The organism is Paracoccus aerius (genome assembly GCF_014656455.1).
Taxonomy (GTDB): domain Bacteria; phylum Pseudomonadota; class Alphaproteobacteria; order Rhodobacterales; family Rhodobacteraceae; genus Paracoccus; species Paracoccus aerius.
Genome location: NZ_BNCL01000008.1, coordinates 20049 through 44938, shown reverse-complemented (window position 1 = coordinate 44938; position 24890 = coordinate 20049). Strand labels below are relative to the sequence as shown.

Sequence of the window (24890 nt, the reverse complement as noted above, 5' to 3'; positions counted from 1 at the left end):
CACGAAGACGATTGCTAAACTCTGTCTAGCCGCTAGTCAGAAACGTATGAGCCAAAACCTCTCTTAGGACGACCAACGCGCCTTCCTTGCGGTCATTGAGGAGGGAAGCCTTTCCGCTGCGGTACGGCGGCTAGGGATGGCGCAGCCAACAGTGCGGGCGCGGGTCGAGGCGCTGGAGCACGCGCTCGGCATGATCTTGTTCACCCGGTCGTTCCAGGGTCTATTGCCTACCGAGCAGGCGCGTGCGCTCCACGAACATGTGCGCGCCATGGCACATGCTTCGGATGCCTTTCTGCGCGCGGCCGCGGCGCCTGCGAGCGAGATCGCGGGAGTGGTGCGTCTTTCTGTATCGGAGTTTATGGGGTTGGAGGGGCTCTGTTGCACAAAGCCAGTAAGGATTCATTGTGTGAATCCAGTGTGATAGCGGAATGGCATGAGCAGACCGACACCCCCCGCCTACAAGACCAGGAACTGGCCCGCCTATAGCGAAGCGCTGAAGCGCCGTGGCTCGTTGACGATCTGGTTCGACCCCTCGATGACCTGGGAAGCCATGCCAGCCGGCAAGCGCGGGCGGCAGCCCGCTTACAGCGACGCCGCCATCCAGCCCTGTCTGACGATGAAAGTGCTGTTCGGCATGGCGCTGCGGCAAACGACAGGGTTCGTTGAGAGCCTGCTGCGTCTGATTGGCCTGGACTGGGCTGTGCCCAACTTCAGTACGCTGTCGCGGCGCCAGAAGACGCTGAAGGTGAACGTCCCCTATCGCGGTTTGGGCGGCCCGTTGCACCTCCTGCTCGACAGCACCGGGATCAAGGTCGAGGGCGAAGGGGAATGGAACGCCCGCAAGCACGGCGGTTCCAAGCGGCGCGTCTGGCGCAAGATCCACATCGGGATCGACGAGAAATCGCTGGAAATTAGGGCGGCGGAGTTCACCACTAGCGACGTGGGGGACGCGCCCATGTTGCCCGAGCTGCTGGACCAGATCTCGCCCGAACAGGAGATCGCCAGCGTCACAGCCGATGGTGCTTTCGACACGCGCAAGTGCCATGACGCGATCGCTGCCCGCGGAGCCACGGCGATCATCCCACCCCGCAAGAACGCCAAACCATGGAAGACAGACACCCCAGGTGCTGTCGCGCGCAACGAGATCCTTCGGACATCAAAACGCCTCGGTCGAACGATCTGGCGACGATGGAGCGGTTATCACCGCCGAAGCCGCGCTGAAACCAAGATGCACTGCGTCAAGCTCCTCGGGCAGCGCCTGTCCGCGCGCGACTTCGACCGTCAGGTTGCAGAGTTCCAGGTCAGAGTCGCCGTCCTCAACGGCTTTACCGCCCTCGGCACGCCCCTCACAGAGGTCGCAGGATAGCTCTGTCCGGGAAAGGAAAGGTCTGCCCGTCACCCGATTTGTGCAACATGTGTAACCGCCCCAAGCGCAAGAGGGATTTTTGAAGCTGATCTTGGCGCGTCATCGGGTGCTGACATGTGTCCGGCCTCATGATGCGGCGTTCCACATGCCGCAGGGCCCGTATGATGTTCGAAGGTCGGGTCCAGATCAAAGCCGCGTGCTCATAGGCACTCTGTTGCGCACTGGTTCTCCCGATCCCGTCTCACGACTGTTGCGCCAAACTGCTCCTTGCCCTCTTCCGCTCCGACGTCCTCGCGACTGACGCTCGGCTTACGCCGCTGCGGTCGGAGACTGGTAGATGCCACCTCGAGCCATCAGGGCCCAGACGATCCGCGCCATCTTGTTCGCCAATGCCACCCGCACCAGCATCGGTGGCTTGCGCAACAGCAGGCTGCCCAGCCATGTTCCGGGCTGCGCTTCCTTGTGAACGTTACGTTTGATCACCACGCTGTTGGCACCAATGATCAGCAGGCGTCGAAGGGATCGTTCGCCCATTCTGGTCGTTGCTCCGAGACGTTGCTTGCCCCCGGTCGAATGCTGTCTTGGCACCAGACCCAGCCAGGCGGCAAAGTCGCGTGCCTTGCGGAAGGTCTCGGGAGGGGGAGCCAGAACAGCAATGGCCGTAGCAATCAGCGGCCCGATGCCCGGCACCGTCATCAGCCGCCGGGCTACGTCATTTTCCTTGGCGCGACGGGCGATCTCCGCATCGAGCTTGGCGATCTCTGCCTCCAGGTGCATGAGCGCCGCGATCAAAGCCTTCAGCGTAGGGATGGCATCGGCAGGCAGGTCACTTTCCGGGTCTTCCACGATCGCGATCAGGCGTGTGGCATTGGATGCCCCTTGCGGCACGATCTGACCGAACTCGGTCAGATGGCCGCGTAATGCGTTGATCGCCTGCGTGCGCTGCCGGATCAGCAGCTCCCGGACTCGGAAGACCATCGCCGCGCCCTGCGTCTCCTCGCTCTTCACCGGAACAAAGCGCATCGTCGGACGCATCGCGGCCTCGCAGATGGCCTCAGCATCCGCCATGTCGTTCTTCTGGCGCTTCACGAAAGGCTTGACATAGGCCGGCGGGATCAGCCGCACCTCATGCCCCAGCTTGCCAATTTCCCGGCCCCAAAAATGGGCACCCCCACAGGCTTCCATTGCCACGACACACGAGGGCAGCTGGCTGAAAAACTCTAGCACTTGAGCCCGCCGCAACTTCTTGCGCAGAACGGCTCGTCCTACGCCGTCGGCTCCATGCACCTGGAACACATTCTTCGCCAGATCGAGCCCGACCGTGATAATCTCCGACATGACCGCTCCCTTTTGTGGATCGTTGCAGACCCACCCTGGCACATCAGATGCCGTCGGGGGGCGGTCACATCATCAGAGCCGTGCCGCCCCCGCGAACTCCGCGAAATCAGGATCTAGGAGGCATCGGCGATCTCTTGCACATTGTGCAAAACGCGCGATATGCAGCTCACCCCCGAGCGGGATATACAGGGGGTCAAACCCGCTATAGGCCCTCAGCCCACAGTCAAGACGTGGGGCTGAGGGCATGAGGATGACGCCTTATGGCTTGGAGACACCATTCTCATAGCTCGACCAGTCCGCAATGATGGCCTGGGCAAATGCGTTTCCGACACGGAAGGCATTCTCAGTGGCCGCAGGAAAACCGCCTGATTTCGCAGCCAGGGACTCAGCTGTACTCTGTCCCACATGGGCACGGTCGAAGTTCGACGCCGTCCGCAGGACAACAACGCGGTCAAAATCTAGAAGACCCGCTTGCGCCCCGCGCTGAAGCGCGGCCAGCGTGGCGTTGTCCTCCATCTGGCTCATGCAGTAATCCGCATTCCCATCCGTGAGAAGCGAAACGTGTTCCTCGACCTCCTTGGCGGTGACCGCACCATGCCAGTAGGTGTCGGCGGAAACCGAGGCGCAGACCATAACGCCAGGATCGGCCTTCGCAGCATCCTGGCTGTAGGCGCCGCGATAGGCCGCTGCATCCGGGTTGTCGCTCAGCTCGACGTCCATGCTGGCCTCGTAGGCAGCTTTTACTAGGTTCGGGTTCAACTGAAATACCTCGGTTCCGGCACTCCAACCCGGCTTTTCATTAGGCTTCCTCGCGCCTAGTTCGACGATCTGGCTGGTCCATTCGGACGGCGCCTCGCGATCATCGATGCGGTGAACAAGCCCGGCGTCTACCACATAGTCAGCCCAGGCCGCCGATCCGAGCGTCCCGTTTTCGGGATCAACACCGGCAATGCCTGCCACGATGAAGTAGGTCTTGGTCAGGTCGAACTTGTCCGAGAGCACCACGGCCATGGTTGAGGCCGCGGCATTTGCAAAGCCCATGGTCGTGGTCATCTGGCAAAGGTCGGCATTGCAGGCGACCTCATTGGCGCTTTCCGGCAAGCCGGGAACCTGAACCTTGTTCGGCAGGTCCAGATTGTCCTGCCAGGGCTTGGCCTCGGCATCGAACATCGCGATCACCATGACCTTTGGAGCGATAACATCCGCTGCAGCGGCTGCAGGCAGGAGGGCAGTGGTCAGGACAAACCCGAGACGCGTGAGGGGCATGCATATCTCCATTAAAGTAACTACGCCTTCGAACACGCATAGCTGGGGCGGGCAAGATGTGGTGAAGCATACGGGATGTTTGATCCTATCACCGACGATCAGGCAAGCTGCAGCCATAGCAATTGACGTCGGGCGAACGGATATCTCATGCACAGCGAATGGCGTGACCAACCGCAGGAAGCCGGCCAAGGGAACGAGTTCGGGCGACAGCAAGTTGCGCCGTTCGGTTGTGGCTGGCCGGCTTCCGCAATGTGACTTCCTGCCTTAGCTTCGCTTGCGGCCTCTCCATGAACCAACAGCCGCGGCAAAGGTCATGCCGCCTGCCAGGAGAGGCAAGGATGCAGGAAGCGGCACCGGGGCAAGCTGGATCACGCGCCCATCTGTCGGCGAAACGCCATTCTCGTCAACAAAGATGCTCCCGTCGACCCCAAGCGCAAGGCCAGTCGGGCTGTTTAGGCCGCCGTAAACAAGACGTTTGATGCCGTCTTCACCGATCTCGAACAGCGACCCGGTGTTGTTCGGACCGAGCAGGCCATCGCTGTCGAACTCGAGCGCATAAAGTTTGCCGTTGCCGTATGCGACGTCGATGAGGTTCGTGAAGCCGGCAGCGAGCACGTCGATCATTCCTATTCCATCAATGGCAAAGACATTTGCCCCGCCAACGGGGAAAGGAAATCCCGTCAACTGGCCAACAAGGATCTCACCCTCCGGTCCGACAGTGGCGCCTGTTGGAACCGGCTGATAGGAGCCTTTCGGCAATACTGCCGTTATGGCAACTGCTCCATCCCGACTGACCGTCAGAACGTCGTTTCCTCCCGCGTCGGTGGCAATGAAGCGATCAGAAAGGGCAATCAAGCTGAACGGATTGCTGTTCGGCTCGTCGTCGGGGCCATCTGTAAGTTCAAATGCGGCAAGATCGGCAACCGCTGAAACAGTGCCGCCCGAGACAGAAACAACCTGCCCCAGCAGTTCAGAGCCGGGAGCGCTTGCAAGGTTTGCGCGAAGGGCAGGATTTGCGCCAAAGCCCAGGACGGCATGGAGAACCCCGTCCAGGAAGGCAAGGTCGTGCGCACCCGTGGCACCGAACCCCCCGGCTGGGGCAAGCGAGGGCAGTCCATCAACGACCACCTCCTGCACCCCGGACCGATACCGGCTTACTCTACCCGAGAGACCGAAGGAAACTGTCTGGCCGTCGCCAGAGACGATCGATGGCCCATCTCCGCCGGTGCCGGCCTCTGCGGCGTAAAGCCAGCCATCGGGACCGAAGGAAACGCCCCGCGGGTTTGCCAGGCCTTCCATGACAACCTTCTCAAGCCGAAGCGTTGCAGCTTCCCCTGAGGGTGCCGAGGCAAGAAGACTAGCGAGTGTGAAAGAAGACGCAAGGAGAATGCGGCGGGGCATGGAGACGCACCGCCCTATCAGAGCCGAACTCATGAAGCACCTCACACGAAACGACGTCCAAAGCGGAACGCCTGGTTCAGAAGCTTCCGCCCCAGGAAGGAAGCTGTCAACAGAAGCCGTGCTTGGCCAAACAACCCATTGCGGACGGTCGGACCAGTCATCTTGCCGCATGCAGCTTCCACAATCGGCCACTCATGTTCACGCCAAAACGCGGGGCGGAGTGGCCGGCGATCCGGCCTGCGTAAGACATGCTGGGCGTTTGCACTGCATTGGGGCTCGCCTCTGAACGGATTTACATCATAACAGGGACAAGCCTCGATAGGAGAAGCAGATGGCCAGTCAGGTTGTGGATGCAGTACATGACACCGCCGCGCATGGTGCGCCCGACTTCGCGGCCGTGGTCGTGCTGCTAGCCGCAGCAGTCATTGCGGTAACGCTTTTCCGGCGACTAGGCCTGGGATCGGTCTTGGGATATCTGGCCGCGGGACTGGCAGTCGGGCCCTTCGGCTTCGGGTTCTTTGACGACCCACAATCCATCATTCATGTCGCCGAACTGGGCGTCGTGCTGTTTCTTTTCATCATCGGGCTGGAGATGCAGCCTGCGCGGCTTTGGTCCATGCGAGGCGAGATTTTCGGGCTGGGCCTTCTTCAGGTTACGCTTGCGATGGCGGCCCTCATCTGGGTTGGCCTGGCTTTGGGATATCCGACGGTGCCGAGCTTCGTTGCCGGGACCGGCTTCGTCCTGACCTCAACCGCCATCGTGATGCAGATGCTGACGGAACGGAACCAGATGGCGTTGCCCAGCGGCCGCCGCATCGTGGCGATCCTGCTGCTGGAGGATCTGGCGATCGTCCCGCTTCTGGCCCTTGTCGCCTTTCTGGCTCCGGGCGGCACCGAAACCAGCCTCGCAGACCGGCTGCAGGGCATTGCGGTCGGCCTTGCCGCCATTGCAGGACTTGTCCTTGCAGGCCGCTACCTTCTGGATCCGATGTTCCGCCTACTGGCGCGATCGGGCGCCCGAGAGGTGATGACAGCTGCCGCACTGCTGGTCGTGCTGGGCGCAGCGGTCCTGATGCAGGCTAGCGGCCTGTCGATGGCCATGGGCGCCTTTCTTGCCGGGGTCCTGCTGTCGGAGAGCAGTTTTCGCCATCAGCTCGAGGCCGATATCGAGCCGTTTCGTGGCCTCCTTCTCGGGTTGTTCTTCCTTGGGGTCGGCATGGCACTCGACCTCGATACGATCGCCAAAAACTGGGCGGTGATCGCCCTTAGCGTTCCAGCTTATATCCTGCTGAAGATGGGTGTGATCTATGGTGTCGGACGGCTGCTCAAGGCGTCACGCCGCGAGGCCATGGAACGCGCGGTCCTGATGGCGCAGGGCGGCGAATTCGCCTTTGTGCTTTACGCCTCGGCGACCCATTTCGGCATCCTGACGCCGGAATGGAATGCCAACCTGACGGCGATCATCATCTGCTCAATGGTGCTTACGCCACTGATGGTGATCCTGCACGATCGCTTCGCGTCGGATGGGCCCATATCAATGGACGGGGTGGACGAGGCTAAAGCTCTTGCGGCAAGCGTGCTGCTGATCGGCTTCGGGCGGGTGGGACAGATCGTCAGCCAGCCGCTGCTTGCTCGAGGACATAGTCTTTCCATCATCGACACCGACGCGCAGTCGATCCGCAATGCTGCCGAGTTCGGCTTCAAGGTCTGGTACGGTGACGGGGCGCGGCTGGACATCCTTCATGCCGCCGGGGCCGGAAAGGCGAGCCTTATCATCGCAGCCCCCAACGATCCTGCAGCGGTAACGAAGATTGTCGGATTAGCCAAGCATGAGTTCCCGATGGTGCCAGTGCTGGCACGAGCCTTCGACCGGGAACATGCGCTTGAACTGGTCAAGGCAGGGGCTGATTTCCAGATCCGGGAAACGCTGGAAAGCGCCTTTGTTCTGGGGCGAGAGGCGCTGCTGACCTTGGGCGAAGCCCCCGAAGTTGTGGACGAGGTCATGGTTTCATTCCGTGGCCGAGACATGGAGCGCTTCGAGATGGAATGCGTGGGCGGCATCTTTGCAGGACGCGATCTGGTGCTCGGGAACCGGCAGGCGTAACGGTGAGGTCATAAGCCCTTTGCCATGCTGGCTGACGCTGGCCTTTGGTTGCCGCAGTTAAAACGGCTGAATCTTGAGGGTCCGAACGTGCCGTGTCGCGGCGGTGCAGCGTCCTCAGACCTGACACTCGGACTTGTGGCCGCGACAACTCGAAGAAGGACAACTGTGAGACATCTAGGTGGCTTTCGCTGCCACATGTTTACTCTCTTTCAACATACAGCAGGTGCTGGGTTGGCCAGTATATCGAGCGGTAAAGCGTAACCAGCCACGACCAACTTCCATACTTGACAGATTAAATCAGGATCTTTAGCGGGCGGTGCTAGCTTGGGATGCTGCGCGTCCATCATGTTCAGGCATGCCAGTCATGCCCGTGCCGTGAACATGGGCGCAATCACTGACGCTGTTGCCAAGGATCCGCGATGACCAGACCACTGATTGCCTGTTTGCTTGCCGGTGTTGCGGCTCTTCCCGCTGTGGCTCAAGACGCCCCTTATGTGTTGTCCGAGATTACGCTGGAGGCGGAAAGCGACACCACGCTGGTGCAAGACGGCTATGTCCCGGGCATCAGTCGCACGGCGACCAAGCTGGATACGCCGGTCGGAAAAATCCCGCAGGCTGTCACCATCATCACGCAGGACCAAATCGAGGATCAGGCGCCGCGCACGCTGAACGAAGCCTTGGGCTATACGGCGGCGGCGAACCCGAACAACTACGGTTTCGACACCCGGTTCGACGCCTTCTTCCTCCGCGGCCTTCCGGCTTACTACAACGGCTATTTCCGCGACGGGCTGCGCCAATACAACGCGCCGACCGCCTGGTTCAAATCCGAGCCTTACGGATTGGAAGGTGTCGCCGTGCTGAAGGGCCCGAACTCGTCGCTCTATGGCGTCAGCGGACCGGGCGGCGTCGTCAACCTGATCACCAAGCGGCCAAAGACCGAACGCTATCGCGAGATCGAACTGACCACCGGCGCCAATGACCGCGCCCAGATTGCGGGCGATATCTCCGGGCCCGTCTCCGAAGGCAGTGAGTTCAGCTATCGCGTGACGGGTCTGGCTCGCAAATCGAACACCGATCTGCCGGGCTATGCGGACGACAAGACCTACTTCGCCCCGGCCCTGTCCTGGGACAATGGCGTGACCCGTGCAACGCTGCTGGCAGAGGTGTCGAATTCGCTGACGGGCGGAACTGCCGCCTTCTACAACCCGTCCTATGGCGTGGTGTCGGACCTCTACGAGGGCGATCCCGACTACAACGATTTCGAGCAGGACCAGTGGCGCCTCGGCTATGAGGTCGAGCATGACCTGAACGACAGCGTAACGCTGCGCCAGAGCTTCCGGGCGGCAAGCGTTGACATCGACCTCGAATACAGCGGGCACTATCCCGTCGGGGCCGATCTGGCCCGCTATTGGGGGCACTACAAGGAAAACATCGACACGCTGGTGCTCGACAATGGGCTGCGCTGGAGCATGGACACCGGTCCGGTGTCGCACGAGATCCTGGCCGGCATTGACATGACCCGCGCCGACTATGAGACCTACAGCACCCTCGGCTATGTCTCGGCTGCCGAGACGGCCGCGGCGGCGGTGCCGTTCGACGGTGCGCAGGAGCAGCGCCAGAAGGGCATCTACTTGCATGATCAGATGCGGTGGGGCAACTGGCAGGCCTTTGCCAGCGCCCGTTGGGACAGTGTCGAGACGATCACGACGGCTCCCGACGGTTCAAATAGCACGCAGGACGACACCGGCCGATCCGGACGCCTGGCGCTGAGCTATGACTGGACCAACGGCGTCATGGTCTATGGCAGCGTTTCGACCTCTTTCGCGCCCAATATCGGCTTTGTTTATGATGATCCGGCCGATGACAGCACGCAGAGGGCCGCCCGCCCGATGCAATCCACGCAGCGCGAGATCGGCCTCAAATACGCGCCCGAAGGCACGAACCTGCTGCTGTCAGCGGCCGTCTTCGACATCGATCAACGTGATGGCACCGTGCTTGATGTGTCGACCGGCGAGAACCGCCAGCGTCAGCTGGACCTGAACAGCCGCGGCTTTGAACTGGAGGCACAGGCCAACTGGGACAATGGTTGGGGTGTGATCGCCAGTTATGCGCATCAGCGCGTCAAGACCGAGCGAGGGCTGCCCGGCACTGTCGGTAAGGAATTGTCCGGCGTGCCGAACGATACGCTGTCGCTCTGGGGCAAGTATGACGTCCAGTCGGGACCGGGAACGGGCCTGGGGTTGGCGGCAGGGCTTCGCTATGTCGGGGAAAGCTATGGCGATGATGCCAATGCCATCACCAACGACGATCGCGTCTTCGTGGACCTCGGCGTCAGCTATGAGCCCGCGCAACTGCCGGGGGTCGAGATGCAGTTGAACGTCAAGAACCTGTTCGATCAGCAAAAGCAGACCTGCACGGCCGGATACTGTTATCGTGACGAAGGCCGCACCTGGACGGCGAGCCTGAGCCGCCGCTTCTGATGGCACGTGGTGCAGGGAAGCCTGGACAGGCCGCGATCCTGTCCGGCCTGTGGGCCGCCTATGTCGCGCAGAGCGTGATTGGCGGGCTGACCTGGGGTGGACTGCCCGCCGTGCTGCGCGACCAGGGCCTGCCCTTGGACCGGATCGGCCTTCTGTCGCTGCTGATCGCGCCATGGGCGCTGAAGGTGCTGTGGTCGCCAGCGATCGAACGGTGGCGGCTGCCGCCGGGCCGGCCACCACGCAGCGCCTTGCTGGTTTTGCTCTTCGGTCTGATCGCTGTTCTTGGTCTGCTGGCCACCGGCACCGTCGGCCTGGTGCCGCTGCTGCCGGCATTGGCCTGCCTGATGGGGGTGGCCTTCGCCACGGCAACCGCCGATGTCGTCGTTGACGGCCATGCGGTCGGCGCCCTTGCCCGCAGCGAGCACGGCTGGGGCAATGCCGCGCAGGTTGGTGGCGCCTATGTCGGATCAGCGATCGGTGCGGGGCTTCTGCTGGTCATGGTCGCCCGGATCGGCTGGACCGGGGCGGTCTGGTGCATGGCCGGTCTGGTGTCTGTTCTGCTCGTCTGGTTTGCCCTGACGGCGCGGAAGTCCGCGCCTTCTCCGGCCGGAGGTGCGCGCCCCAGTCTGCGCCGGGCACTGGCCCGACGGGACATCCGGCAAGGGCTGATGCTGACGGCAATCTTTGTCGTCGCCCAGAAGCTGTCCCTGGGAATGCTGGGACCGTTCCTGATCGACACGGGCATTTCCCTTGCGACAGTGGGCCTGCTCAACGGCTTTGGCAGCCTGGTCCTGGGCCTCGTGGGGGCGCTGCTCGGCGGGGCGGCGGTTCAGCGATGGGGGGTGCGGACAACCATGATTGGCGCATTGGTGTCCCAGGCCATCCTCATGCTGTGCCTGGCGCTGAGCGGTGCCGGGACCGCCCTGCCGACCGCCTTGCCGGTCGCGGCCGCGCTCCTGTCCGGATCGGCGCTGTCGGCCATCGGGTTTACCGCGCTTTATGCCCAGTTCATGCGGTGGTCGGATCCGGGGCAGGGTGGTGTCGACTTCACCCTGTTCCAATGCCTTGATGGCGCTCTCAGCATGGGTCTTGGCCTTGCAGCAGGGATCGTGGCGCAGCAGGCGGGATATGGCGTCTTCTTCGGCCTTGCCGCCGTCCTGCCCGTTCTGGCAGTCCTGATGCTGCAATGGCTGGTGAAGACCCAGGCCCAAGCGATGACGGCGTAAGGAAGGGGCGGCCGCCGGGTTCAGGCGGCAGAACTGTGGTGCGGTTCTTCCGCCATCTCGCCGGCCACGCCGCGCCGCCAGTAGGCTGCGACCATGTGCCGGTCGCGCGGCATCTTCCAGACCGAACGGACGTGGCGGCGGATATCGCGGAACGCATCGAACTCGCATCCGGCCCAGACGTAAAGATCATCGGACGGCTGCCGCCGGGCAAGCGCCTCGACCAGAAGCCGCCGCGTGCCCGGCGCGGCGCCATGCCGATGCAGCCACTCCACCGGGCCGGCCAGATCTTGTTCATCCTCGGGGCCATCCACCTCGATGATCGCCTCGCAGATGGACCTGGGCGACGCAGCCTCCAGCATGCGGGCGATGGACGGCAGCGCCGTCTCGTCGCCCAGCAGAAGCACCCGTGGTGCCTGGGGGATCGCCCCGCCGCCCGGACCCAGCAGTCCCGCCACCTCGCCCGGGCGGCACGCCGCAGCCCAACCCCCGGCCGATCTCTCGGCGGTCGGATGGAGCACGAAGTCGATGTCCACCTCGCCCCGCGCCAGATCGACATGGCGGATCGTGTAGACGCGCACCAGCAAGGCATCGGACCGGGCGGGAAAGCTCAGCGCACCACTTGCTGTCAGCATCGGCCACACAGGCGGCAGGTTTGCTGGCCGATCCTCCGGAGGCAGGAGCAGACGGACGTGAAGCTCGTCCAGCGGCAGGTCTTCCAGGTCCGGAACGGCGAAGGTGACCCTTTGCATCGACGGGGTCAGGCGACGCGAGGCCGTGACGCGGACCTCGCGGAAGAACGGCGGAACGCCATGGGACTGTCCGTCGCCCTCCCAGTGCAGATCCACGTCTTCTGCCAGATACTCGCGGATATGATCCACGAAGATCAGCTTCATGTAGCTGAGGCCGATGGGGTTGACCCCTGCTGCCTCAACGAGAAGCGCCTCACCGTCTCGCCGCGCCTCGAAGCTGCCCAGCGGGATCTGCATCCGCCAGGGGCCTGCCTCCGTTCCCGTGATGTATTCCGGATGATCCGCCGCGAAGCGGAACATGGCAGCGGCACTACGAGGATAGGTAAGCCTGGTTTTCGCGTGCAGCATCGGTGTCTCTAATGCAGGAGGTTTCTGGCTGCGCAAAGCGTGGCTGGCACCCGTGTAGCGTACGACATCGTCGGCAGCTAGGCTCTCGTGCATGTCTGCAATGTTAACTTGCAACGATTTGGGCACGTCAACTCGACGCGGTGGACGCGGCAAACTCCAACTCTAGTTCAATAAGAGATTTTGGAGGGCCCGCCAGACAAACGTCCCGCATGCGGGACTTCTGCTCTCAATGCTCCTCCCTCGTCCATCCGGTTCCCGCCCTCTGTGCGCGGTGAGTCACGTTGGTCTTGATCATCGAAGATCCGGACAACCATCGGAGCCAAGTGACAACCTTCCAACCTTCTCATGCAATGTCATGTTCACGATACGTGGCTTGAGCGAACATGTGCGTCTTGTCATGTTAAGGAAAACCCATTTATCGAACACGTTGACGATCTCATGTTAAAGCCGACATACATTCTGCCGAGGCTGCCTCCGCCGGTGGAACTCGAAACCGTACAAGTGTTGAAGAGCCTGAACCGCGCGTCGCGGGCCTTGGCAAACCTTAAGGGGCAGGCGAGGACGATCCCCAACCAGGGCATCCTGATTGATACCTTGGCCCTGCAGGAAGCAAAGGCTTCGTCCGAGGTCGAGAACATTGTCACGACGCAGGACGAGCTGTTCCAGGCAGATGTATTCCCCGACGATCCCCAGTCACCTGCTGCCAAGGAAGTTGCCCGCTACCGCGATGCCCTGCGGCTTGGACACCGCAGACTGGTCGAGACAGGCGGGCTCATCCCGAACTCGACCCTCATCGACATGTTCCGCCTCCTGAAGGATCGCGATGATGCCTTCAGGGTCACGCCCGGCACTGCCCTGAAAAATGAACGGAGCGGGGAGACAGTCTTCGTACCGCCGCAGGACGCGAACGAGATCATTCGGCTGATGACCGACCTCGAGCGGTTCGTGAATGACGATGACCTGTCGGACCTCGACCCACTCATCAAGATGGCGCTCATTCACCATCAATTCGAAAGCATTCATCCCTTCGCGGACGGGAACGGGCGGATCGGACGCATCCTGAACGTGCTCTACTTGACGCGCACGGCCTGCTGGACATTCCCGTTCTCTACCTTTCGCGCCACATCACCCGGCACAAGAGCGACTACTATCGACTCCTGCAGGCTGTGCGGGATCACGGAGCATGGGAGGATTGGGTCATCTTCATGCTGGATGCCGTGGCGGAAACGGCAATTACCACCGCAGAACTGGTCGAAGGCATTGGCCTGCAGATGCGCGAAGCAAAGCATCGGCTTCGGTCGGAACTGCCGAAGATCTACAGCCAGGATCTGCTGAACAACCTTTTTCGGCACCCCTATACGCGCATCGACTATGTCCAAAATGAACTCGCCATTACTCGCCAGACCGCGGCGAGGTATCTCGACACACTGACTGAGCGTGGCTTTGTGGAGAAGCATCGGGCCGGGAAGAGCAACTATTACATCAACACACCTCTCGTACGACTGCTGATGACCGTATCTGAGGAGACGTAGCAACGGCATCAGGCCGTAGGGACGAGCAGCGATCTGAACGACGTGATCAGCGCAACTGATCGCCCGCTCCCATTGCCTCGCGGCCAGGGAATGCTGCATTGTCATCAGTCGGCTTACTGCATGCTAGGCTGCGCAAAGCAGCGCGTACATCTGTGATACCATTGAGCTTGTCGGATCATCCGAAGTCAGGGCGGGGCTGAAGGACAGGAGGTAACACCATGTCCATCGATCTTCTCCCTGCGCTCCGGCCTGAACGTCCCGCCTGGAACAAAGGGCGCATCATCGGCCAGAAACGCCCGTTGCTGCCAAAACATGTCTGGTCGATCCGGGTCCCCCTGGAGATGGCGGACAACCGACGCGACCTGGCATTGTTCAACATGGCCGTCGACAGCAAGCTTCGAGGCTGCGACTTGGTCTGCCTGAAGGTCCGGAACGTTTTTGTTGCCGAGAGGGTCAAAGAGCGCGCCTCCGTCACCCAGAGCAAGACCGGAAAGCCTGTCCGCTTCGAGATCACCGAAACGACATGCCAAATCGTTTGAACGTGGAATTGCCGACCCGGAAATGCTTGGGTTGGAGTATCTCTGGCCCTGCCGTCTCCACCACAGCGCCCATCTGTCGGCGCGCCAATATGCGCGCATCCTGCGTGAATGGGTCTCGTCGATAGGTCTTGAGCCAAGCGCCTATGGCACGCATTCGATGCGCCCGACAAAGGTGGCGCAGATCTACAAGAAGACGGGCACCCTGCGGGCGGCTCAACTTCTGCTGGGCCGCACCAAGATGGACAGCACTGTTCAAGACCTCAGCGTCGACCTCGGTGATGCGCTGACGCTGTCAGAAGGGATAGGTCTGTAGTCCGGAAGCCGGCCGACAAGTTTCGTGCCGGGCCGGCCCATAACCGACGGTCGGCCTCCGTCAGCCGCTGCGTTGCAGCTTCCCTGAACCGGCCCTCCATGTTTGCCGCAGAAACGCAGGGCAGGGGCGGGGCGCTGTCTGCGAGGCGGACAGAAGCCGACGTTCAGCAAAGCTTGGCAAAAAACAACCTGATCATGTCGGCGACGTCACCAGGAGCTTCTTCGGCCATGTGGTGCCCGCTTGGGATGCCCTGTCGCAGCACGATCCGATCACTCCAATCCGCCCAAGGACTGGCTGGATCGCCATACAGCTTTTCCATGTCGTCATAGCGCGACCAAAGGACACCCAGCGGGCACTGTAGGCGTCGTCCTGCATCCTTGTCGCGTCTGTCATCATCGTAATCGAACTCAAGCCCTGCGCGATAATCTGCAAGCATGCCCCGTACGACTTCGGGGCTGCGAGTCGCAGCGAGGTAATCCAGGTTATTTTCTGCCCCGGGAACGGCTTTCGTAGGATACCAGAGGTCGGGACGAGCTTGGATGGCCGCTTCTGCCTTTTCGCTTTGAGCGAAGAAGAACCAGTGCCACCAATCCTTGGCAAAACGCCAATCTGCCCTGTTCAGTGTTTCGTAGATTGGAACGCCGTCCATGACGACAAGGCCTATAACACTGTCTGGGTAGTCCATCGCCAGCCGGAAAGCCCGATAAGATCCACGGTCGTGTCCCGCGACCCCGAACTTGTCATGCCCAAGAACAGCCATGCATTCGTGCAATGCGGCCGCCTTCGCCCTTGCCGAACTGCCCGCAAGTGTTTCCGGCTGATAACTTTGCCCAAAACCAGGCATGTCCGCACAAACCACTGAGAACTCTTGCGCGAGCTGAGGCGCTACTTTGAACCAAGTGGTATGCGTTCTCGGGTGTCCGTGAAGAAGGAGGATGGGTAAGCCTGACCCGCCATATCGCACACGGATTTTGCCGTGCGATGTCAGCACGTGCCGTTCAGTGAAATCTTTGAAAAAGTCCGCCACCCTCAATCCTTGATCAGGTTGCTCTCAGTTCATCGACGTAACACGAACTGCGAAGAACGTAGTTCCGAATGACGGGGATGGGCTCGTTTGCGTTGATACCACCTCAGCGAAAGGCATCAGGCTCAAGGCAGCCGCCGCAGCATCGCCATGCCCATGCCGAAACAGCCCAATGGGGTCAAGGATGACATTGTTATTCCCTGTGCCATGCGAGGCAGCAGGAAGGATCAAGCTGTGTGGGTGACGGCTTCGCTTTCACATCGTCTGAGAACCATCGCCGCCTCATCAAATGCTGCCCATGCACGCCTGGCGAGGCTGCCTCCGACACTGCAGCGCCGGACGCCGAGGGCGGCAAAGGCGCCAATCCTGTCATCATACTCATGGACAACAACATTGACCGGCTTAGGGGCAACTGCTGCGACCAGTTCGGCCACAGCACCCTCGTCGCGGATGAAGGGAACAAACAGACAATCTGCGCCGGCTCCCGCGTAAGCCACGGCGCGGGCAATGCTCTCGGCGGCCGACATGCCGGGCACGCGGAAGTTCTCGTTGCGGCCAATCAGCATGGCCGCAGGGTCGACGGCGTCGATTGCCGTGCGAGCAGCCTGCAGGCGTTCGACTGCCAATCCGGTTTCATACATCAGGCTTCCGGACCAGTCCTCGATGGAGATGGCTGCAACCCCTGTTTCCATGGCGAGCGAGACATTGTGGGCAACATCTTCTGGCCGATCCGCGAAGCCGTTCTCGAAATCGGCATTCACCGGCAGGGGAGTGGCCGATACCAGCATCCGCAGGTGATAGAGCACGTCACCCAGGCCAAGTTCTCCATCCTCCTTGCCTGCCGCCCAGGCTGCACCGGCACTGGTTGATGCGATCGCGCGAAATCCTGCCTTGGTGAGGCGCACTGCGCTGCCAGCATCCGAGGCGTTTGGCAGAAGGAAAAACCCACTGTCATGCATCTGGCGAAAGGTGATGCGCTTGTCTGTTGCGGTTGTTGTCGTCATGACCTGTAGTCCTCCAGCTTCCGTACTTGCCGCCCGCCCGTGTCGAAATTGTCAGGCGACAGCCATGCCTGATAGCTTGGGCACAGGCGCTGCCAATCCTGATCGGTGATGGCGAACCAGGCAGTGTCGCGATTGGCGCCCTTGACGACCATGTGCTGACGGAACACGCCTTCGGGTTGGAAGCCGAAGCGGATGGCCGCACGCTTGGAGGGGGCATTCAGGTCATTGCACTTCCACTCGAAGCGGCGATAGCCGAGGGCAAAGACATGGGCGGCAAACAGGTAAAGCGCTTCGGTCGCCATCCGCGTTTGCTGAAGCGCAGGCCCCCACATGATGTTGCCGATCTCGATGACGCCATGAGCTTGGTCAATCCGCATCAAGGATTGGCGGCCTTCGGCACGGCCCGTCTCCTTATCGATCACCGCAAAGAACAGGGGATCGGTCGAGGCCGATGCGGTCTCGATCCAGGCGTCGAACTCAGCGCGGTTCCGAGGGGGGCTTTCGAACAGCCAACGAAAACGGTCCTCTGCGCCCCCGCTGATGCGGCCTGGAAAAGCGTAGTGGCGTGCTGGTGTGCCAATGGCTCCAGCCGGACGTAGCATCCCTCTAGCGGTGCCCGCGCCGGACGCGGCCTTGCCGACCAGTCTGCTAGATTCATGGTTCTGTGCCCTTCCTTCGAGCCAAGATGGTAGCAGCATCGATAACGCCTGCCCGCTGCAGCAAGTGGTGCACATCTGTTACGATGTCACTCAACCCCACCCAAGAGATCTTTTCCGCTTGTGGAGGTTTCAGGCCACATGCGCAGGAGCACCCGATCGGCGACATAGATTTAATGACCTCCCGTGGCGGTCGAGACGCCATCATGGTTGAGCAGAAAGAGAGGTCGCGGGCTACTTCGACAGGACGCTCAAAACGTTGTACGCCCAGAGCCGCTCCCGCCCGGCTCGTTGTTCCGGTAATCCCAAGCCTTACGTCGCAGTACGATCCTGAAAGCGGGCGTGGAAGCGAGCGATCTCGCGTGGCTCCGGAAGGCTGCCGGTGTAGATTTCGACATATGTTGGGATGCGGCCAAGACGGGTTTGCAGGTCTTCGGTCGCCTGCATCGAGATGTAACCGATCTGGACCAAGTAGACGGTACGCGCACGCACATCTGCGGCCACCGGATCGTGCCCCCAGTGCTGCATCATGGATGTCAGGGCCGCGATACGCATCTCATCCGCCTCCTTGATCCGCGCTGCCACGGGCTCATCTCGGAGAGCCCAGCTGCGGACGGCGAACTCCAGCCTCGAGTCGAAGGTGTGGTGCGACAGGAAGCAGCCGATCACGTTCAGCATCGCTTCCGCCTGTGTTTCCGCATACTGTCGCGTAGCCGCGATCAAAGGCAGTGTAGTGCGGGCAGCCCATCCGTCCAGCAAGGCAGCCAGCAGGGCTTCACGGTCGTCGAAAAACCAATAGAAACTGGTGCGCGACAGGTTCAGCCGCTTGGCCAAGGGCATGATCTTCACGCCATCGACCCCGCTCTCGATCAAGGCCTGATACCCCGCCTCGAGCCATCCGGCACGAGAGCCCCGCCATCCGGGTGCATTGATCGCATTTTCATTCATGACTCCAATTAACGAACTCGGAATGTGCAAGACAAGGGCATTGTTCATCAGTGACATTCTTCCAAACAGGCGGAAGAAGATTGTTGACACAAGTGAACATTACCGGCCTCATGACGTAAACCGCATTTGCCTGAAAGCCCGTAATGTCCAACGATCCGCTTCTTCAGCCCTACCGGTTGAAGCACCTGACGCTTCGGAACCGGATCATGATCACCAGCCATGAACCCGCCTATCCCGAGGACGGAATGCCCAAGGGCCGCTATCGCGCCTATCACGTGGAGCGCGCCAAGGCCGGTGTCGCACTGACCATGACCGCAGGTTCGGCTGCGGTGTCGAAGGACAGCCCGCCGGTGTTCAACAACATCCTGGCCTACAAGGACGAGGTCGTCGGCTGGATGAAGCAGCTGGTGGACGAATGCCACGACCACGGCGCGGCGGTGATGATCCAGCTGACCCACTTGGGGCGCCGGACGCGATGGGACAAGGGGGACTGGCTGCCGGTCCTGGCTCCAAGCCATGAACGCGAAGCCGCGCATCGCGCTTTTCCCAAGCGGATGGAAGACTGGGATATTGCCCGCGTCATCCGCGATTTTGCCGATGCGGCCGAACGGATGAAGGCCGCTGGTGTCGACGGGATCGAGCTGGAGGCCTATGGTCACCTGCTGGAGCAATTCTGGTCGCCCTTGACGAACGATCTGGACGGCCCCTATGGCGGCAGCCTGGAAAACCGCCTCCGCTTCACGATGGAGGTGCTGGCTGCGATCCGAAAACGCTGTGGCAAGGATTTCATCGTCGGTCTGCGCTATACGGGTGATCAGGTGCTGCCGGGCGGAATGACGCGCGACGAAGGCTTCCAGGTCTCGCATATGCTGAAGGACAGCGGCCTTGTCGACTTCCTGAACGTCGTGCGGGGCCATATCGACACCGATGCCGGCCTGACGGATGTCATTCCAGTGCAGGGAATGCGGAACGCGCCGCACCTGAATTTTGCCGGCGAGATCCGCAAGGCGACCGGCTTTCCAACCTTCCACGCCGCCAAGATCCCGGACGTGCCGACGGCGCGTCATGCCATCGCCGCCGGTCTTCTGGACATGGTCGGTATGACGCGGGCGCACATGGCTGACCCGCACCTGGTCCGCAAGATCATGGAGGGGCGCGAGGACGATATCCGTCCATGCGTTGGCGCCAACTATTGCCTGGACCGGATCTATCAAGGCGGACTGGCCTTCTGCCTGCACAATGCCGCCACTGGACGAGAGGAGACGATGCCGCATGATATTCCGCCCGCGACGGAAAAGCGCCGCGTCACGATCGTCGGTGCAGGACCAGCAGGGTTGGAAGCCGCCCGCGTGGCGGCCGAGCGAGGACATGACGTGACGGTATTCGAGGCCGCCGATGAACCCGGAGGGCAGGTCCGTCTGACGGCCCGGCAGGACCGCCGGCGCGAAATGAGCTCGATCATCTCGTGGCGGATCGCAATGTGCGAAAAGCTCGGCGTGCGCTTCAACTTCAATACCCTTGCCGAGGTCGGCGACGTGCTGGCGACCGATCCCGACGACGTTGTCATTGCCACGGGTGGCCTTCCGCATACCGAGGTGCTGTCGCAGGGCAATGATCTGGTCTGCTCGGCCTGGGACATCATCTCGGGTGACGTGAAGTCGTGCCATGACGTCCTGATCTTTGACGACGCGGGCGATCACGCGGCGCTTCAGGCAGCCGATGCCATCGCCGCGACGGGCGCCGCCGTCGAGATCGTGACCCCCGACCGCAGCTTTGCCCCCGAAGTCATGGCAATGAACCTCGTGCCCTATATGCGCAGCCTGCAGCGTCGCGACGTGACCTTCACGGTGACGTGGCGCCTGCTGTCGGTAACCCGCGAGGGCAATAAGCTACGCGCCACGCTTGGCAGCGATTATGGCGACATGAGCCGCCAGCGGCTGGTCGATCAGGTCGTGGTCAACCACGGCACCCGGCCGCTGGACGAGCTGTATTTCGATCTGAAGCCGTTGTCGCGCAACTTGGGCGAGGTGGATTACCAGGCGCTGACGGCGGGGAACGCACAGGCCGTGGTCCGAAACCCGACGGGCCGCTTTCGCCTGTTCCGGATTGGTGACGCGGTGGCCGCTCGGAACACCCACGCCGCCGTTTATGACGCGCTGCGGTTGATGAAGGATCTGTGAAGCCATGAAGTCCCCGTCGCCGGATCATGCAGCACCGGACTTGGAAAGACCAGGTCTGGCAAGGCGCCATCCGCCCCGGCGACTGAACCAGCAGGCAGTCCTGCCAACGGAAGAGGACCAACGGGTTTCCGCCAGACGTGGTTCGGGGGACTAAATGCCGGCGGACCGGTTCCTTGCTCCAATCGTAGGTCTTTTCGGGCAATTGCCTGTCAACCCGTTGATTCACCAAGATGCACGGCCTAGGCTTCCTGCATCAATGGGAACCTTGGGTCCGAGGCGGGCGCGTTTTCATGGGGCGACGCCTGGCTGCGTTTGTGCTCCTCCGCGACCAAAAGCAGGGAAATGATGTCTCCGAAACTTTCCGTTCGTCACGTGTTCAAGATTTTCGGCGCAGGGGCTGACGAGGCGCTCGCTCGGCTGCGGCAGGGCAAGGGCAAGGAGGAGATCCTGCTCGAAACCGGGGCCACGGTGGGCGTGCAGGACACCAGTTTCGACGTGTCCGAGGGCGAGATCTTCGTGGTGATGGGGCTCTCCGGTTCTGGCAAGTCCACGCTGGTGCGAATGCTGAACGGGCTTGTCCCGCCGACCTCGGGCGAAATCTGTATCGACGGAGAAGACGTGGCAAGCTGCGGGCCCGACCGCTTACAGGCCATCCGGCGCGAGAAGATCGCGATGGTGTTTCAGCATTTCGCGCTGTTCCCGCATTGGACCATTACGGAAAACGTCGCCTATGGCTTGAAGATCAAGGGCATGCCCGCTGCGGAACGGCGCGCGACAGCGCTGCAGACCCTGGAGCAGGTGGGCTTGGGTGCCTGGGCGGACGCCCTGCCGCCGCAGCTTTCGGGGGGCATGCAGCAGCGCGTGGGGCTGGCGCGCGCCCTGGCCACGGGGCCGCAGATCCTGCTCATGGACGAGCCCTTCGGCGCACTTGACCCGCTGATCCGCCGCGAGATGCAGGAGGAGCTTGTGGTCCTCCAAAAGACACTGAAGAAGACGATTATCTTCATCACCCACGACCTGAATGAGGCATTGCTGCTGGGGGACCGCATCGCGATCATGCGCGACGGGCGCTTTGTGCAGGTCGGCGCCCCGCAGGAGATCGTGGCAAATCCCGCCGACGACTATGTCGCCGCCTTTGTCGGCGATATCGACCGCGGCCGCGTCTTTCGGGCCACCGACATCGCCCGCCCGTCCGAGACCCTGCACCTGGAGGATAATTGCCAGCGCGCACTGGACCGGATGCAGCAACTCGGCCGCAACGCCCTTTACGTCCTGGCAGCGGATCGCATAGCGGGCATCGTGCGCTACGAGGATCTGGTGCGCGACGGTGGCGCACCGCGCGACCTGCTCCGGCCCTTTTCCAGCACCGTGCCAGAGGCCAAACTGCACGAGCTTTACGCCCATGCCGCTCGCGGGCTGCCCATCGCGGTGCTTGACGATGGCGGCACGCTTACCGGCGTGGTCGAGCTGGATGACCTTTTCGCCTGCCTTGCCGGTGGACCGATGCCCACGCATCGCCAAAAGAGGGAGCACTTGGATGCTTAGCCCCGCTGACCTTGTCACCATCCCCTTCGATGACTGGATGAACGGCTTCGTGCGTGGCTGGCTGGTGCCGAATTTCCGGCCGTTCTTCCGGGCCGCGCAGGTGCCGATCTCCACTGTCCTGAACATGCTGAACGCCTTCATGCTGTGGGTGCCGATGATGGCGAGCACCCTTGCTTTCGCACTGGCCGCTTGGCGTTGGGCGGGCAAGGGCACGGCCATCTTCACGGTTCTCGGGTTCGCCTTTATCGACATGATCGGCTACTGGCCCGAAACGATGACAACCCTTGCGATGATCGTGACCTCGGTCCTGTTCTGCGCCGTCATTGGCATTCCGCTGGGCATCCTTGCCGCCCGAAGCGATTTAGCATGGCGCGCCATTCGGCCAGTCCTCGACATCATGCAGACCATTCCGTCCTTCGTCTATCTGGTCCCCATCGTGATGCTGTTCGGCGTTGGCATGACGCCTGGGATCATCGCGACGATCATCTTTGCCATCCCGCCGATTGTGCGCCTGACAAATCTCGGCATCCGGGGCGTCCGTCATGATCTGATCGAGGCGGCGCAGTCGTTCGGATCGACCCGCTGGCAGATGCTCTGGGACCTGCAACTGCCCCTAGCGATGCGCACCATCCTGGCCGGCCTGAACCAGACCTTGATGCTGGCCCTGTCGATGGTCGTCATCGCCGCCCTGATCGGGGCGGGCGGGCTGGGCCTGGTCGTCAACACCGGACTTGGACGGTTGAACGTGGGTGAGGCCACATCGGGCGGCGTCGGGATCGTGATCCTTGCCATCGTCCTGGACCGGATCACGCAAGGGCTGGGGGAAAAGGGCTTCGGCCCGCAGCCGTCGCTGATGCGCACCCTGGCCGGGTTCTTCCGCGCAGCGCCACGGCCCGGCGGGGCGAACCCCGGCTGAACGACAACAGTCAAGCAACATCAGAGGGAGACCAACCATGCAGAAATTCAAGACCACCGTCGCCGCAGGCGCCATCGGGGCGGCGCTTATGTTCATTGGCAACGCTGCTGCGGCCCAGGACGCACCGGGGGAGGGTGTCACGCTGAAAATGGCGCGCCCGACTTGGGACACCGGCTGGTTCCATACCGAGATCTACCGCCAGATGATCGAAGAACTGGGATATACGGTGTTGGACACGCTGACGCTGGACAACCCGGTATTCTATGAATCCGTCGCCTATGGGGATGTGGCGCTTTGGGTGGACGGGTGGTTCCCGCTGCACAACACCTACCGCCCAACCTTCGAGGGCAAAGCGGAAATCGTGGGCGCCGTGGCCAAGGGTGGTGCGCTTGAAGGGTATCTTGTCGACAAGGCAAGCGCCGACAAGTTTGGCATCACCTCGCTTGACGACTTCAAGCGCGACGACGTGAAGGCGGCCTTTGACCGGGACGGCGACGGACACGCAGACATGGTCGCTTGCCCGCCGGGCTGGGGGTGCGAGATCAACATCGAACATCACCTGGACGCCTACGAATTGCGCGACCACGTGAACCCGATCAAGGCCGGTTATTCCGCCTCGATGGCCGATGCCGTCGCGGCCTACGGGAATGGCGAGCCGATATTCTTCTATACCTGGACGCCGAACTGGACCGTGAATGAGCTAGTGCCCGGCAAGGATGTTGTCTGGATTGAGGTGCCCGAGGTCGACCTGCCTGAGGAGCTTGCCGATCTGGAGGATGCGGCGACCATGGAGGGCGTCGAAGGCTGCGTCAGCGACCCCTGCATGCTGGGCTTCCCGGCCAACGACATCGTCCCCGTTGCAAACACGGCATTCCTTGAAGAAAATCCGGCTGTCCGAGCGCTTCTGGAGGCAGCCGAGATACCGCTGGCTGACATCTTCGCCCAAAACGCCGCAATGAACGAGGGCAATGATGATATCCAAGCGCAGGCGCACGAGTGGATCGCGAACAATCGGGCTCTGGTGGACGGCTGGCTGGAAGTGGCGCGGGCTGCTGCGCAATAAACAGCCGCGCGCCGCGCACGACGGATTGCTTTTGTGTAAAGGGAGCCAAGTCCTGCCAGCAACGCGCTGGCAGGACCTCCAGACGAGAAGGACGCACTGCCGAGCTGTAGGTTATCCTAGCACGAAGCATCATCGCCGGTAAGGAACTGCTATGATAGAGTCGGCCCATTGCGGTCGGTCGGTACCGGTCTGGTGCTGCGGTGCAGCTTTCCTGAAGCGGCCGTTCAAGCATGCCGCAGCGAGATCGACTAGCTGCGTTGGCGAACAATGATCTCTCCGGGAGGTCATCCGGGAAATCATGGCGCATGGATAGGCGCTGCGAGCTCCTCTGGCACCTGGGATAAGGTAGCTGAGGGATATTCTTTCCGCCGCTATTCGATATGCGCGAGCTACAACGGCCAGATCGGTCCCGTGACGGTTCTCGACTAGGATCTTGCCGTGACCATAGAAGAAGCAGACACCCCACATGAAAGGCTTCGCGCAAGTAATCTTGGCGTAGCTTCAGGCACCAAGATGCTAAAGCCTCGTGAGCGCCGGAGTAGGACGATGAGCGATACCGACATACGCCTTGCTGAACTACAGGCTGAGGTCGATCACCTGGCGGATATAGCTGTCCACATGATGGTTGGACTATGCTTCGGCCTCGGCGGCACACCAAGCGGTCTGCGCAAGATCGCGGACGATTTCGCGGCAGCGGCAGAGGATCCCGATCCTGCCATATCGAGGCTCGCCGCCTCGCTTCAGACGGCGCTGCGCGAGGCGGCGGAGAAGCTGGAACGCCAGGCGAGCAGCGGCTGATGCGCCTGGTCTTCGACATCCCCGACCGCCCCGGCGTCTTGGGCGAGATCTCAGCCCGGATCGGAGCGGCCAGGGCCAACATCATCGAAGTTTC

At 61.8% G+C, this 24890-nt stretch carries 18 protein-coding genes and 3 pseudogenes; 13 read left to right on the top strand and 8 right to left on the bottom strand.

Features of this window, described 5'->3' with window-relative positions; all coding sequences use genetic code 11:
• Positions 1-85: 85 nt before the first annotated feature.
• Both IE224_RS11000 and IE224_RS10995 read left to right on the top strand, forming a co-directional pair.
• Positions 86-421, top strand: a pseudogene (locus IE224_RS11000) (LysR family transcriptional regulator); the annotation flags it as partial.
• A gap of 12 nt (positions 422-433) precedes the next feature.
• The gene (locus IE224_RS10995) at positions 434-1366 is read left to right on the top strand and encodes an IS5 family transposase (protein WP_191310346.1); all 933 of its coding nucleotides are present in this window, start codon (positions 434-436) and stop codon (positions 1364-1366) included.
• A gap of 309 nt (positions 1367-1675) precedes the next feature.
• Here the strand turns inward: IE224_RS10995 and IE224_RS10990 are convergent, their stop codons facing one another.
• The 3 genes from IE224_RS10990 to IE224_RS10980 all read right to left on the bottom strand — a co-directional run bounded on the left by IE224_RS10990 (position 1676) and on the right by IE224_RS10980 (position 5269).
• Positions 1676-2704 carry an IS110 family RNA-guided transposase gene (locus IE224_RS10990; protein ID WP_191310344.1) on the bottom strand — a complete coding sequence of 343 codons (1029 nt, stop codon included), beginning with the start codon at positions 2702-2704 and terminating at the stop codon, positions 1676-1678.
• A 258-nt stretch (positions 2705-2962) separates the two neighbouring features.
• Positions 2963-3970, bottom strand: coding sequence for a purine-nucleoside phosphorylase (locus IE224_RS10985; RefSeq protein WP_191310342.1), 1008 nt, complete (start codon positions 3968-3970; stop codon positions 2963-2965).
• 264 nt (positions 3971-4234) lie between these two features.
• Positions 4235-5269, bottom strand: a complete 1035-nt coding sequence (locus IE224_RS10980) for a ScyD/ScyE family protein (protein WP_191310340.1) — start codon at positions 5267-5269, stop codon at positions 4235-4237.
• 433 nt (positions 5270-5702) lie between these two features.
• Here IE224_RS10980 and IE224_RS10975 point away from each other — a divergent pair, with 433 nt between their 5' ends.
• From IE224_RS10975 to IE224_RS10965, 3 genes are all read left to right on the top strand, one after another.
• The gene (locus IE224_RS10975) at positions 5703-7475 is read left to right on the top strand and encodes a monovalent cation:proton antiporter-2 (CPA2) family protein (RefSeq protein WP_191310338.1); all 1773 of its coding nucleotides are present in this window, start codon (positions 5703-5705) and stop codon (positions 7473-7475) included.
• A gap of 419 nt (positions 7476-7894) precedes the next feature.
• A complete protein-coding gene (locus IE224_RS10970; protein ID WP_191310336.1) occupies positions 7895-9955 on the top strand; it encodes a TonB-dependent siderophore receptor in 2061 nt (686 codons plus the stop codon).
• Positions 9955-11181, top strand: a complete 1227-nt coding sequence (locus tag IE224_RS10965; RefSeq protein WP_191310333.1) for an MFS transporter — start codon at positions 9955-9957, stop codon at positions 11179-11181. The genes IE224_RS10970 and IE224_RS10965 overlap by 1 nt, the downstream gene beginning before the upstream one ends.
• Before the next feature lie 20 nt (positions 11182-11201).
• Here the strand turns inward: IE224_RS10965 and IE224_RS10960 are convergent, their stop codons facing one another.
• Positions 11202-12278: a siderophore-interacting protein gene (locus IE224_RS10960; RefSeq protein ID WP_191310331.1), complete on the bottom strand. Its 1077-nt coding sequence runs from the start codon at positions 12276-12278 to the stop codon at positions 11202-11204.
• Between the two features lie 345 nt (positions 12279-12623).
• Here IE224_RS10960 and IE224_RS21400 point away from each other — a divergent pair.
• The 3 genes and pseudogenes from IE224_RS21400 to IE224_RS21395 form a co-directional block, all read left to right on the top strand.
• Positions 12624-13295: pseudogene (locus IE224_RS21400) on the top strand (Fic/DOC family N-terminal domain-containing protein); the annotation flags it as partial.
• 188 nt (positions 13296-13483) lie between these two features.
• Entirely contained in the window at positions 13484-13810 is a 327-nt protein-coding gene (locus IE224_RS21015; RefSeq protein WP_229849348.1) for a Fic family protein, read from the top strand.
• 218 nt (positions 13811-14028) lie between these two features.
• Positions 14029-14662 (top strand): annotated as a pseudogene (locus IE224_RS21395) (tyrosine-type recombinase/integrase).
• A 163-nt stretch (positions 14663-14825) separates the two neighbouring features.
• Here IE224_RS21395 and IE224_RS10945 read toward each other — a convergent pair.
• The 4 genes from IE224_RS10945 to IE224_RS10930 form a co-directional block, all read right to left on the bottom strand.
• Entirely contained in the window at positions 14826-15689 is an 864-nt protein-coding gene (locus IE224_RS10945) for an alpha/beta fold hydrolase (protein WP_191310330.1), read from the bottom strand.
• A gap of 224 nt (positions 15690-15913) precedes the next feature.
• Positions 15914-16690: an isocitrate lyase/PEP mutase family protein gene (locus tag IE224_RS10940; protein WP_191310328.1), complete on the bottom strand. Its 777-nt coding sequence runs from the start codon at positions 16688-16690 to the stop codon at positions 15914-15916.
• On the bottom strand, positions 16687-17424 hold the full coding sequence (locus tag IE224_RS10935; protein WP_229849339.1) for a GNAT family N-acetyltransferase: 738 nt from the start codon (positions 17422-17424) through the stop codon (positions 16687-16689). The genes IE224_RS10940 and IE224_RS10935 overlap by 4 nt, the downstream gene beginning before the upstream one ends.
• 234 nt (positions 17425-17658) lie before the next feature.
• A complete protein-coding gene (locus tag IE224_RS10930) occupies positions 17659-18294 on the bottom strand; it encodes a TetR/AcrR family transcriptional regulator (RefSeq protein WP_191310524.1) in 636 nt (211 codons plus the stop codon).
• Positions 18295-18437: 143 nt separating this feature from the next.
• On the opposite strand from IE224_RS10930, the gene hpbA reads away from it, so the two are divergent.
• The 5 genes from hpbA (at position 18438) to IE224_RS10905 (ending at position 24796) form a co-directional block, all read left to right on the top strand.
• Positions 18438-20474: an N-methyl-L-proline N-demethylase HpbA gene (gene hpbA, locus IE224_RS10925; protein ID WP_191310326.1), complete on the top strand. Its 2037-nt coding sequence runs from the start codon at positions 18438-18440 to the stop codon at positions 20472-20474.
• A 342-nt stretch (positions 20475-20816) separates the two neighbouring features.
• Positions 20817-22019: a quaternary amine ABC transporter ATP-binding protein gene (locus IE224_RS10920; RefSeq protein WP_229849338.1), complete on the top strand. Its 1203-nt coding sequence runs from the start codon at positions 20817-20819 to the stop codon at positions 22017-22019.
• Positions 22012-22935, top strand: a complete 924-nt coding sequence (locus tag IE224_RS10915; RefSeq protein WP_191310324.1) for an ABC transporter permease — start codon at positions 22012-22014, stop codon at positions 22933-22935. Before IE224_RS10920 ends, IE224_RS10915 begins: the two co-directional genes overlap by 8 nt.
• A gap of 37 nt (positions 22936-22972) precedes the next feature.
• The gene (gene proX / locus IE224_RS10910; protein WP_191310322.1) at positions 22973-23998 is read left to right on the top strand and encodes a glycine betaine/L-proline ABC transporter substrate-binding protein ProX; all 1026 of its coding nucleotides are present in this window, start codon (positions 22973-22975) and stop codon (positions 23996-23998) included.
• Between the two features lie 546 nt (positions 23999-24544).
• Positions 24545-24796 carry a hypothetical protein gene (locus IE224_RS10905; protein WP_191310320.1) on the top strand — a complete coding sequence of 84 codons (252 nt, stop codon included), beginning with the start codon at positions 24545-24547 and terminating at the stop codon, positions 24794-24796.
• Positions 24797-24890 lie beyond the last annotated feature (94 nt).